15 protein-coding genes are annotated in these 14,137 nt (G+C 33.5%); all 15 read left to right on the top strand.

The window, feature by feature from the left end; translation table 11 throughout:
* Positions 1–7 precede the first annotated feature (7 nt).
* Positions 8–682, top strand: a complete 675-nt coding sequence (locus NST74_RS23565) for an SPOR domain-containing protein (protein ID WP_341114705.1) — start codon at positions 8–10, stop codon at positions 680–682.
* A 2-nt stretch (positions 683–684) separates the two neighbouring features.
* On the top strand, positions 685–1,710 hold the full coding sequence (locus tag NST74_RS23560) for a copper amine oxidase N-terminal domain-containing protein (RefSeq protein ID WP_341114704.1): 1,026 nt from the start codon (positions 685–687) through the stop codon (positions 1,708–1,710).
* A gap of 83 nt (positions 1,711–1,793) precedes the next feature.
* On the top strand, positions 1,794–2,474 hold the full coding sequence (locus NST74_RS23555; RefSeq protein WP_341114703.1) for a sugar transferase: 681 nt from the start codon (positions 1,794–1,796) through the stop codon (positions 2,472–2,474).
* A 29-nt stretch (positions 2,475–2,503) separates the two neighbouring features.
* Positions 2,504–3,136, top strand: coding sequence for an acetyltransferase (locus NST74_RS23550; RefSeq protein ID WP_341114701.1), 633 nt, complete (start codon positions 2,504–2,506; stop codon positions 3,134–3,136).
* 45 nt (positions 3,137–3,181) lie between these two features.
* Complete coding sequence (locus NST74_RS23545) at positions 3,182–4,183, top strand: 3-oxoacyl-ACP synthase III family protein (protein WP_341114700.1); 1,002 nt, start codon at positions 3,182–3,184, stop codon at positions 4,181–4,183.
* 12 nt (positions 4,184–4,195) lie between these two features.
* Positions 4,196–5,284 (top strand): 3-oxoacyl-ACP synthase III family protein, encoded by a 1,089-nt coding sequence (locus NST74_RS23540; RefSeq protein ID WP_341114699.1) that lies wholly within the window; start codon positions 4,196–4,198, stop codon positions 5,282–5,284.
* Entirely contained in the window at positions 5,277–6,035 is a 759-nt protein-coding gene (locus NST74_RS23535) for an SDR family NAD(P)-dependent oxidoreductase (RefSeq protein ID WP_341114698.1), read from the top strand. The genes NST74_RS23540 and NST74_RS23535 overlap by 8 nt, the downstream gene beginning before the upstream one ends.
* A 40-nt stretch (positions 6,036–6,075) precedes the next feature.
* Positions 6,076–6,294: an acyl carrier protein gene (locus NST74_RS23530; RefSeq protein WP_341114697.1), complete on the top strand. Its 219-nt coding sequence runs from the start codon at positions 6,076–6,078 to the stop codon at positions 6,292–6,294.
* 95 nt (positions 6,295–6,389) lie between these two features.
* Positions 6,390–6,917 carry a 4'-phosphopantetheinyl transferase family protein gene (locus NST74_RS23525; protein ID WP_341114695.1) on the top strand — a complete coding sequence of 176 codons (528 nt, stop codon included), beginning with the start codon at positions 6,390–6,392 and terminating at the stop codon, positions 6,915–6,917.
* 81 nt (positions 6,918–6,998) lie between these two features.
* Positions 6,999–8,141, top strand: coding sequence for a DegT/DnrJ/EryC1/StrS family aminotransferase (locus NST74_RS23520; RefSeq protein WP_341114694.1), 1,143 nt, complete (start codon positions 6,999–7,001; stop codon positions 8,139–8,141).
* A gap of 96 nt (positions 8,142–8,237) precedes the next feature.
* Positions 8,238–9,347: a glycosyltransferase family 4 protein gene (locus NST74_RS23515; RefSeq protein ID WP_341114693.1), complete on the top strand. Its 1,110-nt coding sequence runs from the start codon at positions 8,238–8,240 to the stop codon at positions 9,345–9,347.
* Positions 9,348–9,369: 22 nt separating this feature from the next.
* The gene (locus tag NST74_RS23510) at positions 9,370–10,467 is read left to right on the top strand and encodes a glycosyltransferase family 1 protein (RefSeq protein WP_341114692.1); all 1,098 of its coding nucleotides are present in this window, start codon (positions 9,370–9,372) and stop codon (positions 10,465–10,467) included.
* A 24-nt stretch (positions 10,468–10,491) separates the two neighbouring features.
* Positions 10,492–11,595, top strand: coding sequence for a glycosyltransferase (locus NST74_RS23505; RefSeq protein ID WP_341114690.1), 1,104 nt, complete (start codon positions 10,492–10,494; stop codon positions 11,593–11,595).
* 22 nt (positions 11,596–11,617) lie between these two features.
* Positions 11,618–12,814 carry a glycosyltransferase family 4 protein gene (locus NST74_RS23500; RefSeq protein ID WP_341114687.1) on the top strand — a complete coding sequence of 399 codons (1,197 nt, stop codon included), beginning with the start codon at positions 11,618–11,620 and terminating at the stop codon, positions 12,812–12,814.
* Positions 12,811–14,079 carry an O-antigen ligase family protein gene (locus NST74_RS23495; protein WP_341114685.1) on the top strand — a complete coding sequence of 423 codons (1,269 nt, stop codon included), beginning with the start codon at positions 12,811–12,813 and terminating at the stop codon, positions 14,077–14,079. Before NST74_RS23500 ends, NST74_RS23495 begins: the two co-directional genes overlap by 4 nt.
* Positions 14,080–14,137: the final 58 nt, after the last annotated feature.

Below are 14,137 nucleotides of genomic sequence, written 5' to 3'. Positions count from 1 at the left end.
TACATTAGTGTTCAACAAACGATGGAAAAAGATCCTTTTATGGACGCTGTCAATCATTGTAGTTCTGGGTGTAGGTGGGCTGTTCGCTGCTAATTATGCTGTAGATAAGCTGATGAATTCAATGGCAGATGGCTTTGATCTGGAGTCAGAGGATCAAGTTAATGGTGGTAAAGATCAAGAAACTGCACCCGAAGATGCAGTAGTAGATGGTAAAGTTGATCCTGCAGCGTCTGCAACACCTGCTCCATCAAAAGATGATGGAAGCAAAAATACTGAGGAAACTGGAAAAGATACAACAGCTTCTACTACTAGTGAACCTACGAAAGCTCCATCAACAGATCAAAAAGATACTTCTTCAGATGGTTATACGGCACAGGTTTCAACAGATAAAGCTAAAGAAATTCAAGATAATGTAACGATGAAGGATAAAGCAGATGTAGCTGCTATTGTGCTCAGTCAACTAAGTGTATCTGATATTAATCGGCTAAAAGATCTAGCCAAAGGTGGCTTAACCATTGAAGAGAAGCGTGAAGCACGCAGTATCATCCTCGGTAAAGTTTCCGAAGAACAATACAATGAGCTTTCACAGGTTGCTAAGAAATATGGCGTGAGTCAAGGGAAGACACGAGATCAAGTCCTTAAAGAAGAACAATCAAAAGCGAAAGAAAAGGGAAGTGAATAAGGATGTCTAAAGCAACAATACCAGTCATAGCTCTATCGTTAATAGCTTCAATAGGGTTAGCACCCTTAACGGCATCCGCTCCTATTTCCGTATCAGCAGCGGCAGTACCAAGTGCAACAACTAAGGCTGCAAATCCTACGATTAAAGTGCAGAGCATGAACGTGAATATGATTTTTGATGGAGCAAGTATTGGGACGCCTGCAGATCAATATGTATTCATGTACAACAATACAACTTATGTTCCATTACGCTTTATGTCATATGCGCTGCAAAAGAGTGTAGCTTGGGATGCTAAAAACGTTAAAGTTACTGTAGCAGAGCCTAGCAAATCAGAGCTAGTAGTGATTAAAGAGTACTTAATGAATGCAACCAACGGAAATAGTGCTTTAGCAGTATCTAAGAATCTTGTACTCAATCAAGTGAAGGCAAGTTATGTATTTAACGGTGCAACTAAGGCATTACCTAATGGGCAATCCAGCTTTATCCTGAATGGCTCTTTATATGTACCTCTACGTTTTTTATCGGAATCTGTAGGTCATAACATTAGCTGGGATCAGAAGACGAAAACCATTACTGCTGCTTCTAAGGCGTATCAAGAGCAAGGCGGCACTAATAGTTCGACTGGTAACAATGGCAACGACCCATCTCCAGTAGTGACACCTGCACCTACGGATTCAACTGGTACAGCTGGTGGTGGTACTGCGGGTACTGGAAAGGTTTCTTATGAAACCATTACTAGTGAAACGGAAGCCAAACTTACTGCACTTAAAGATCAAAGCCAATCCACATTAATGAGTATTGCGTTAGAGTATCTCGGAGCAAAAGATGAAGCGAGTAAAAAGAGTATTAAGGCTAAAGGTGTACAACAACTTTCAGCGTTTACTGCTAGCTTCAATAGTATAGTTGCCGACACTGAACAAAAACTGAACAGTAATGGATATAGCACAGCAATCATTAGTCAATATAGAAGTGAATTTGAATCGCAGCTTCAGTTGGGTAAAGATTTGGCTGAGGGAATGGCGAATTAATAATTCGCTATTTCTTAATATACTTTACAGCAGAGATTTAGAGATAGAAAGATGGTTCTAGTGTATAAAGGGGTTTTACTAAGATGCAAACTGAGCTGAAAACAAGTATAAATACAGACTTACAGCAGTCTAATGAGAAGGGTATATATAGAAGATTTATTAAGAGGCCAATGGATTTTTTGTTGTCCTTAATTGCAATAATTGTTCTGAGTCCTATTTTTGTAGCTGTTGCTATTTTGGTAAGGATAAAGCTTGGCGGTCCAGTGATTTTTAAACAAAAAAGACCTGGGCTTAATGAAGAAATTTTTACAATGTACAAATTTAGAACTATGACTGATGAAAAGGATTCGAATGGTCATCTTCTACCTGATAATGTTAGGTTAACCAAATTTGGGGTATTTTTAAGATCTACTTCATTGGATGAATTGCCAGAGCTTTTTAATATTCTCAAAGGAGATATGTCAATAATAGGGCCCAGGCCCTTATTAGTTAGTTATTTACCTCTTTATAATGAACATCAAAAACGTCGTCATGAGGTTAGACCAGGGTTATCAGGGTTGGCTCAGGTTAACGGAAGGAATTCTATAAGTTGGGATGAAAAGTTTAATCTGGATATCGAGTATATAGACAAAATAAGTTTTATTGGAGATTGGATATATATCTTTTTAACCTTTAAGAAGGTTGTTGTTAGAGAAGGTATTAGTTCAGAGACGACAGCAACGATGGATCCATTTATCGGAAGCAGGGAGTTTACTTCTGAATAGAATTTCGTTTATAAGGAGTTTGCAGTTTAATGAAGGATTTAATTATAGTGGGTGCGGGTGGTTTTGGAAGAGAATTATTGCAATGGATTAAAGATATAAATAAGGTTAATAAAACATGGACAATAAAGGGATTCATTGATGATAATTCTAATGCTTTAGCAGATTTACAATGCGATTACAAAGTTATTGGCAGTATTAAGGAATGGGAACCTAATTATAACGAGGTTTATGCTTGTGCCATTGCAAACCCAGGAATAAAAGAAAATGTTGTAGCTTCATTAAAATCAAAAGGAGCTTCATTTGAAAGTATAATTCATCCCAAAGCTATAATTGGAGATCATAATAGAATTGGGGAAGGGTTAATTGCTTATCCTAATTCCTGTATTACAGCTAATGTTGTGATTGGTGATTTTGTAACGCTACTTTCCTCAGGTATAGGCCATGATGCAATAGTTGGTGATTATTCTACTATTTCTTCCTATTGTGATATAACGGGTGGAGTGAAAATTGGAAAGAGAGTGTTTTTGGGAAGTCACGTAACAATAGTACCAGGTAGAAAAATTGGCGATGATGCATTTCTTGGAGCCGGAAGTGTAGTCGTCACACATATAAAAGAAAAAACTAAAGTAATGGGGAATCCAGCGAAAAAGATATTATTTTAGTAGTACGTTTTTATATATGTTGATATATCTGAAGGATGTGAATTAATGAATATAGGAATTAAAGCTATCGAATATGTCCTTCCTGAAAAAGTATTATCAAATGATGATCTGGCGGAGATATACGATGACTGGACAGCTGAGAAAATTCTCATTAAAACAGGCATAGCAAAACGTCACGTAGTTTTAGAAGAAGAATGTGCATCCGATTTAGCAGAAAAAGCAGCTAATAAAATATTTGAATCCGGAGTCATTACTCCAAAGGATGTTGATTTTATTATATTTGCAACTCAAAGTCCGGATTATCAATTACCAACAACAGCTTGTATATTACAGGATAAATTAGGTATTCCTAAAACAGCAGGAGCTTTTGATTTCAATTTGGGATGTTCTGCTTATATATATGGTTTGGCGATGGCTAAGAGCTTCATATATATGGGGATAGCTAAAAATGTATTGTTACTCACAGCGGAAACATATTCAAAATACATACATCCTTTAGATAAGAGTACACGAACTATATTTGGTGATGCAGGTGCTGCAACTGTAGTGTGTGAGAATGGACATCACATAGGTGAATTTGATTTGGGGACTGATGGAAGTGGGAAAAATGCATTAATTATTCCTTCTGGTGGATCTAGATTGCCACGTTCAGAAGTAACAGCAATAGAAAAAGAGGACAACGGATCGATACGTTCAATGGATAACTTGTATATGGATGGTGCAGAGGTATTTAATTTCACAATTGAGGCGGTCCCACAAAGCGTTAGGAATATTCTGGAAAAGCATAATTTGAATTTAAGTGATATTGATTTGTTTGTTTTTCATCAGGCAAATAAGTTCATGTTGGATTTCTTGAGGAAGAAGTTAAAGATAGATAAGGAAAAGTTCTACATTAATATAGAAGATATCGGGAACACCGTATCAGCAACCATTCCGATTGCATTGAAACGTGCTGAGGAAGAAGGAAGGTTGAATAAAGGGAATATAGTATTGATTACTGGTTTTGGTGTAGGTCTTTCTTGGGGCAGTACAATAATTACCTGGTAAGGGAGGCAGACAATGATTAAATTTAATTTTGAAAACATAAAAATTGCTGGCATTGCTGTTGCAGTGCCTACAAAGGAAGTAGAGATCGACAGTTTTGCTGCGATATTCGGAGATGAATCAGTTCAGAAATTCAAGAAAATGACTGGCGTCAATAAACTGCATTATGCAGATGAAAATCAGACTGCTTCTGATTTGGGGTATGTGGCTGCCAGACAATTGATGTTGGAAAAAGCTATTGATCCTTTATCGATAGATGCAGTGGTTTTTGTTTCTCAGTCACCAGACTATAGAATCCCTGCAACAGCAGGTGTACTTCATAAGCGTCTTGGTTTAACAAAAGATTGTCTTGCCTTTGATATTAACCTGGGATGTTCCGGATATGTTTACGGTTTGCAAACAATTTGTTCTTGTATGCAGACATCTAATATAAATAGAGCCTTACTTATTGTGGGAGATACTTTAAGTAAACTAGTTTCCCCTGAAGATCGTTCTTCCGTAATGTTGTTTGGTGATGCTGGTTCTGCAACATTACTGGAAAAAGAAGAAAATGCTCCTGAAATTAAAGCTTCAGTTAGAACAAGTGGGGAAGGATATGGAGCGATAATCATGCATGGCGGTGGCAATCGCAATCCTACTGCAACTAGTGAACGATATATGTGGGAAGATGGGAATGTTCGTTCTGATAATGATTTATTTATGGATGGAACTGAGGTCTTTAATTTTACTATTTCAGAAGTGCCAAATCTTCTTAAAGAGTTTTTGGAATCTGAAAATTCAATTCCAGAAGAGTATGACTGTTTGGTATTGCATCAAGCAAATCTCTTTATTCTGAAGCAAATTGCGAAAAAAATAAAGTTCCCAATGGATAAAGTACCTATCTCTATCGATGCCTATGGCAACACAAGTGTAACCTCGATACCCCTTACACTTGCCAAAATGTATGGCGGGGGATATACGAAGAATGAAATCAATTCTCTTATGTGTGGGTTTGGTGTTGGATTATCTTGGGGAGTTGTTTCGGCTAAGATAAATGTTTCTAATATTTTACCTATCATTTACACGGATGAATACTTTCCAGCGGGAGGATTCAAACGTGATTAATCCGATGGATCTAACTGGTAGACATATACTAATAACTGGTGCGTCACAAGGTATTGGTAGGATGGCTGCAATTCAAATTAGTAGGTTGGGAGCAAAAGTGTCTTTAGTCGCTCGTAATGAAGAGAAACTTCGAGAAACTTTAGATATGTTAGAAGGCGAAGGACATGCTTTATATTGTTTTGATCTGAAAAAGGTCGAAGGAATTGAAGAGTTAATTAAGCAAATAGTTACTCAATGTGGTGCTTTGAACGGAATGATCCATAGCGCGGGAATAGCAACTATGCGCCCACTTGCAATGACAACGAGTGACTTTTTACATGATATGATGCTTATTAACTTCTACGCATATGTGGAATTAGTGAGATGTATTTCGAAAAAAAAGAACTATATCGCAGGCGCAAGCTTTATTGGAATGTCTTCAATAGGTAGTCAGTCTGGTGATAAGTCGAAAGTCGCTTACTGTGCTACAAAAGCAGCTATGGATGCAGCGACTAAAAGTATGGCTGAGGAACTTGCACATAAAAATATAAGAGTAAATACAGTAGTTGCTGGATTCATAAAAACAGATATGTACAAAATGTTTGTCGAGAATGCAGGTGAAGACGCTGTTGGTTCTCACGTTTTAAGTAGACAGTATTTAGGGATGGGTGAGCCACTAGATATAGCAAATGCTATGGCATATTTATTAAGTGATGCATCAAAATTTATTACTGGCACAGGATTTATAGTTGATGGTGGCTATTTATCATAAGGGTAATTAAATAGAAAAATTAATAAACGGAGGTAACAAAATGACAAATCAAGAGAAAATCGCTTTATTAGAAGAAATGATGGAACTAGATTCAGGCACGCTTAATGAGGATATCGCTTTAACAGATATAGAAGAATGGGATTCGATGGCAGCTCTTTCCTTGATCGTTGTAATGGATGAGAACTTTAATAAAAAACTGTCTGGCGCTCAGATTAAGGGTTTTAAGTCAATACAAGATATACTTGATTTTATGGAATAAAGGGAGTTTTGTATAGGTGCATCGTTAGTTACCTACAAAATTAGCGGTGCACAAATTTAGATTTTATAGTCTGAACAAGTTTGGAGTTTTTTTCAGTGATTAAATTGTATTTTGAAGAAACAGACAATGCAAAAGCGCACTCGGAAATGATCTGCAGGCGGATTTTAGGCAAATATTTAAACACAGATGGTGATAACCTCATAATACATAAAGCGGAATTTGGAAAACCATATCTAAGAGACTACCCAAAAGTTCATTACAATATATCTCACACAAATGGAGTATTAGTTTGCGCCATAGCGGATGAGCCAGTGGGAGTAGATATTGAGAACATTAAATCTTTCAATAGACTTATTGTGGAACGTTTTTTCACAAAATCGGAGCAAGATTATATCTTAAATAATGAAGAAGACCAAGATGAGAGATTTGCATTGATATGGACTAAAAAGGAAGCTTATGTTAAATGGATAGGTAAAGGCTTATCTATACCATTCGAGTCATTTGATGTACTGAATAACAATGGAGTTCCTTATATATATAGTTTCTTGCATGATAAAAACTGTATTTCAATATGCATTAAGGAATCTAAATTAATTGATCGATGTGATCTCTTAACGTGTTAAAAATAATAATTCTTATAAGAAATTTGATCACTTGGATAGCTAAGATCAATAACTTTAAATATAAAAAAAGGTGACGATAAAATGTCTAATGAACGGATTTTCCTATCTCCTCCTCATATGAGTGGGAATGAAATGAAGTACATACAAGAAGCGTTCGATACTAACTGGATTGCTCCGTTAGGAACAAATGTAGATAAATTTGAAGAAGAATTATGTGAATACATTGGAATGGAACATGGATTGGCATTATCTTCTGGTACAGCTGGAATTCACTTAGCTCTAAAATATTTTGATGTTGGTCCTGGAGATTATGTGTTTTGTTCGGATTTAACTTTTGCAGGAAGTTGTAATCCGATTCTTTATCAATATGCAAACCCTGTGTTTATCGATTCAGAACCAGAAAGCTGGAATATGTCACCGATTGCTTTAGAGAAAGCATTTGAGTGGGCTGAAAAAGAAAATAAAATGCCTAAGGCAGTTATTATTGTGGATTTATATGGACAGAGTGCCGATTATGATTCTCTACTCCCGATTTGTGAACGTTACGGAGTTCCAGTTATAGAAGATGCAGCTGAAGCACTTGGTGCTACTTATAAAGGTAAGAAATGTGGATCTTTTGGGCATATTGGCATTTTCTCTTTTAATGGTAACAAGATTATTACCACATCAGGTGGTGGGATGGTCGTTTCCAATAATGAAGAAGCAATAAAGAAAATGCGTTTTTGGGCTACACAGTCAAGGGAGCCTGCAAAACATTATGAGCATAAAGAAGTTGGCTACAATTATCGGATGTCTAATATTTGTGCCGGGATTGGACGGGGACAATTGAAAGTGCTGAATGAGCGAATTGAATCTAAAAAGAAAATTAGATTATTTTATGAAGATTCATTTAAAGGTCTACCAGTACAAATTATACCTATTCCTAATAATAGTGAGTCTAACTATTGGCTAACTGTGATGACGATAGATGAAGGGTGCACAGTGAGTCCATTTGATGTTATTGGATTATTAGAAGAGGAGAACATTGAATCAAGATCGGTTTGGAAACCAATGAGTCTTCAACCACTCTTTAATGAGTCAGGTTCGTTCTCTCATACACATGAAAAGCATGTTGGAACTGAATTCTTTAAAAAAGGAATTTGTTTACCTTCAGGAAGTGAATTGGGAAAATCACAATTAAATTTAATAACAGAACTTATTTCAAAGCTCTTCAAAGATAATTAACAAATAAAGCAATGAAGATATCTTAAGATTAGTATTTATAGATTTAGTGCTAAATACCAGTTAGACAAGTATGGTGAGGAGAGGGATAGAGTTAGTATGAAGAAAGTCCTAATATGTTCAACTATATTAACGACTATAAAGGCTTTTCTGATCCCACACATCCGATTGTTGCAAGATATGGGGTATACCGTTGATATAGCAGGATATAAAAATACAGTTGATTTAGATGTTGTAGTTCAAAATGTTTATGATATTCCGTTCCAACGAAATCCATTTTCAAAATTAAATTTATTAGCAAGTCGTCAATTGAAAGAAATAGTTAAAAATAATGATTATGATATTATACATTTCCATACACCTGTTGCTAGTGCATTTGGCAGGTGGACAGTTAAAGATTTTAGAAAAAATGGAACTAAGGTATTTTATACTGCGCATGGGTTTCACTTTTACAAAGGAGCACCAATAGTTAATTGGCTAGTATATTATCCAGTTGAAAAGTGGTTAGCAAAATACACAGACGTCCTTATTACTATAAATAAAGAAGACTATGTAAGAGCTAGAAAGTCATTTAAGGCGGAGAGCATAGAATATATCCCTGGTATAGGACTTGATCTCCAAAAATTTAGTACAGTGAACGTAGGAAAGCTTGAAAAACGTAGAGAGTTAGGACTAACTGAGGAAGCGATTGTTTTACTTTCGGTCGGAGAACTTAATGAAAACAAAAATCACGAAACGATTATTAAAGCTCTTCCAAAGTTAAACGTTTCGAATGTGATATATGTTATATGCGGTGTAGGTGAGAAGGAAGAATACCTAAAGAGATTATCTGAGTTACTTAATATTGCAGACAAAGTGAGATTTTTAGGGTTTAGAAATGATATAGCTGAAATTTGTAAAGCTTCAGATATTTTCGTATTTCCTTCACATAGAGAGGGCTTAGGTCTTGCAGCGCTTGAAGCAATGGCTACGGGTTTGCCTTTGGTCACATCGAATGTACATGGGATAGTTGACTATTCAGTTGATGGTATAACAGGATTTAGTTGTAGTCCGAATGATATCGAGAGATACGTTGAAAAGATCGAAAAATTATCATTTGATTCAAAAATGAGAATATCGATGGGTTCTCATAATATAGAAGCTGTTAGTGTGTTTGATAAAAAAAGCGTCTTGCTGATTATGAAGAATATCTATAAGGCAATCACATAGATTAAATATTGAAAGAGAGGCCATGATGAAGGTAACAAGAGTATTACATGTTCTAGCTGGGTTAGGTAACGGAGGTACTGAAGCCTTTCTAATGAATTTATATCGCAGTATTGATAGAGATAAGGTACAATTTGATTTTTTATTAAGAGATTCAAAAAATAACCAATATGAGGAAGAAATATTAAAAATGGGAGGACGTATTTATTTAACTTCCGACTATCCAAGGCATGCTTTGAAAAATTTTTTTGAAGTCAACAAGTTTTTAAAGGAACATAAGGAATATAAAATAGTTCATGTTCATGGAAATTCATTGATGTATATCACTCCTTTAATACTTGCGAAGAAACATAAAATCGCTAGTAGAATCATGCATAGTCATAATACCATGAGTAAGCAAAGAATCTATAAGTTATTTCATTTTTTCAATAGACTTCTTATATCACGTTTTACTACTGATTTATTTGCTTGTTCAGAAGATGCAGGGAAATGGATGTTTGGTAACAAGCAGTTTACTGTGGTTAATAATGGAATAGACGTTATTAAATTCATATATAGTGAGGAAAAAAGAAAAAAGATAAGGAAAGAATTTAGTATTACTGAGAAATTAGTTGTTGGAAATATTGGTAGATTTGTAGAACAAAAAAATCATAGTTTTCTAATAGATGTTTTTTATGAAGTGCTAAAGAAAAATGAAGATTCAGTATTAATGCTCGTGGGCTCAGGGGAACTAGAAGATTTTTTGAAAAAAAAAATACGAAAATTACAAATTGAAAATAAAGTTATTTTCACAGGAGTAAGAGATGATATTCCGGATTTACTACAAGCAATGGATATTTTTCTTTTTCCTTCATTATTTGAGGGACTAGGTATCGTATTAATAGAGGCTCAAGCTGCTAGTTTAAAGTGTATAACTTCTAAAAATGTTGTACCTAAAGAAACTAACATTTCAGAGTTAATAGAGTACGTTTCTTTAAATGAATCAGTAAAGATATGGGCTGATAAAGTTTTAGATGCCTCCACTAAGTATAATAGAGTTGAAATGAAAGATAAAGTTGAGAATATGGGATTTTCTATAGAACAAGTATCTAAGGGAATTCAGGAATTTTACGAAAAAGTTTGATGTTAACTTGAAGGGATAAATTAGATGAGAGTATTAGTATATGGAATGTCTGCCTCAATTATTGGAGGAATTGAAATATATCTAATGAATTTGTATAAGAACTTTGATCTAGATAAATTACAATTTGATTTTATTATTGAAGGGGAGAAAGCTAGATTCGAAAATGAAATTAATGAATTAGGGGGGGAAATATTCTATATCACACCTAAAAAAGAAAGCTTTCTTAAAAATATAAGAGATCTCAACAAAATCTTAAAAATGAATAGAGAGACACATGAAGTTGTTTATTTAAATCATGTAAAGCTTCATTACAACATACCGTTTATTTTATCAGCAAAATATAAATATAAAATAGCAGTACATTCGCATTTAATCAAAACTAAAGATAGATTAATTTTTACATTAGCGCATTATATTAATAGAGTATTTGTGCGTAATAATAAATCTACAAGCTTGTTTGCTTGTTCAAATATGGCAGCTGAATGGTTATTTGGAGTGAAACCAGTTCTTAATGATAAAGTTAAGATAATTAATAATGCAATAAATGCTGAAAGTTTTACATTTAATAAGTCTATAAGAAATGACATTAGGAAAAATATGGGGTTAGAAAATAAGTTTGTTGTTGGAAATATTGGGCGATTATCATTACAGAAAAATCCTTTGTTTCTGTTGGAAATTTTCAATCAAATATATAAAAGAAATAAAGATGCTGTTCTCTTCATGGTAGGTGATGGAGAAATGAGGGCAGAAATAGAAAAAGAAATTCTGAAATTAGAATTGAAAGATAATGTGATTTTAACGGGGAATAGAAGCGATATTCAAGATTTACTCCAAGCAATGGATGTATTTTTATTTCCATCTAATTACGAGGGTTTAGGAATAGTAATAATTGAAGCTCAAGCAGCTGGATTGAAATGTATAGTGTCAGCCGATGTTATTCCACAAGAGGTGAAAATTACTGATCTAGTTGAATTTGTAAGCTTAAAAGAGGCTCCGGATTATTGGGCGGAGAGAGTCTTATCAGTCGCTGACTCCTCTAGAAGAAATACTTACTTAGAAATTAAAAAAGCGGGTTTTCATATAAATGATATAGCAATACAAATGCAAAATTTGTTTTTGAAAATGTAAAGGTGACCAGAGGAGGAAGAAAATGAATATCGCATTTATTACCCCAGGTATTTTGCCGTTACCTCCTGTGGATGGAGGGGCAGTAGAAAACCTAATACAAATGTTTATTGATGAGAATGAGGTAACAGGTGAACATAATATTACAGTTTATAGTATTGAATCTGATAAGGCAAAATTAGCAGCTAAAAAATATAATTACTGTGAGTATAAATATACAGATCTTTCTGGAATTGTTAATAGAACCAAAATTGCATATCGACATATAATAAATCGATTTCTGCCTATTTATATCGGTAATGTCTATATATCTAAAGTGAAAAGAATGTTGGAAATCGAAAAACCCAATTTTGATATTGTAATAGTTGAGAATAAACCTCAATATGGGCTTGTGTTATCTGAATTGTTCCCAAACAATATGGTTTTACATCTACATAACGATTGGTTAAATTCAAATACAAAATTTGCTAAGCAAACTTTGAATTCATTTCATGCAATATTCACAATAAGTAATTTTATTAATAGTTCAGTTAGAACGATTTATGAATCAAAAAAAATACAAACTCTCTATAATGGAATTGATTTGGAAAAGTTTAATCCTATTTTATATAACCAAAGTAATATTAGAAAGAAATATGGATTATCGGATGATGATGTAATTATTTTGTATTCAGGAAGATTGGTCCCAGAAAAAGGAATAAAAGAATTGTTAGAAGCTTTTTGTTTGGTAACTGATCATTCAAATGCTAAATTAGTGATAGTAGGGAGCTCGTTTTATAGTAATAAATCCAACGATAAATTTTCTATTGATTTGAAGAAAAAAGTAAATGGAAATATTATTTTCACTGGTTTTATTGAGTATGAACAAATGCCAGAAGTCTATTCTATTGCTGATATAGGTGTCATACCTTCAATTTGGGAGGAACCATTTGCTTTAACTGTTATTGAACAAATGGCTATGCAAACCCCTGTGATAATTTCAGATTCTGGTGGGATGATCGAATTGGTGGATGATAAATCTGCATATATTGTAAAAAGAGGGGATAGTTTTATAAAACAATTGAAAGAGAGTATAGTCAGATTAATTGAGGAAAAAGATATAAGAAAGTCAATGGGGGAGAATGCGCGTTTAAAAGCTAAAGAATTTAGCAAAAAGAAATATTCTATAGATTTTAATTCGTTGCTGTATAAAGCAAATGAAGAGTTGAGGAATAAGAAATGACAATAATTGATAACAACATAAAATCACCTCTTCTGAGGCTTTCTATGATATTCTTGACATTTAATATTTTCTTTGGATATATAGCATTAATACAAAGTGATATCACTTTTTTATTTATAGGATTCATTTTTTTACTAATCTGGAATTTATCAGCAAGCAGAACATTTTTTAAGTTGAGTACTAATAATTTTTTGTGGTTTATATGTGCAATCACCTTTTGTGTTTCATCTTTTTATGCTGTTGATATATTTAAATCATTAAAATTTAGTGCGATTTTTAGCTTAGTTATAATAATGAAAACATTATTAGAGAATTCTATTCAGTGGATAAAATATTATAAGAAATATCTATTATTATTTTCAGGAGTTCATGTAGCTGCTACAATATTATACTTATTATTTCCTGATTTGATAAGGAACCTTTGTGAGCGTATACTTACTAGCTCAAATTTAGCAGTTAATAATAGTCTTATAGCACAAAATTCAAATCCTGGAATTACAGGACAAACTGCAACTAATGCAATGTTTATTACATATTGTGTGGCGATCTTATTTTGTATGTTTATAGTGTCTGGTTCGACCTTAAATAAAAGTAAAATACTAAACTTAATCTACTTGAGTGTAAGTGTATTAGCTCTGTTTTTAACTCAAAAAAGGGGTTTATTAATAGCAAATATTGTTGCAGTGGCTATGCTGCTATTCTTATTTATGAATGCTAAGAGTGTTAAATTCAAGAAATATGGAATTCGTATTTTAATTGTTGTGTTAATTGGTAGTATTATTTTACTTCAAAGTCCAATAGCTCATGGAGTTATAGACAAATTCTATGTAACTTTACAGCAAGGAGATCTACTTACAGGACGTACTTATATAATTAATGAGGCAACTAGATATTTTTCTATGAACCCTGTGTTTGGTGTTGGTGTCTGGTCAATAGACTCTTATATTGGTAGTGGTGTCCATAATATTTATATACAACTGTTAGCTGAAAATGGAATAGTAGGTTTTACCGTATTTATATTTGCATTTGGTCACACTTTAATAAGTACTTTAAGATTTCTAAGATCAGAGTTAAATAACAAGAGATTGAGTATAGAAAAATTAAGTGTTCTTATACTGTCTTTATATTTCCAAATAATATTTTTAATTACAGGAATAACTGATAATACACTTTATGATTTTAGATCATTAGTACCATATATAATATCTAGTGCGCTTGTATTTTCGATAAAGAATAATAATGTATCTCAAGCTACGAATAATTAGTAGTGTTTTACTTTTATAACTATTACATAACGAAAAAAGTTGGTTTGTCATAGGAGGG

This window comes from Paenibacillus sp. FSL F4-0125, assembly GCF_038008565.1.
GTDB lineage: Bacteria > Bacillota > Bacilli > Paenibacillales > Paenibacillaceae > Paenibacillus_AQ.
This window is presented reverse-complemented; position numbering and strand designations above follow the sequence as displayed.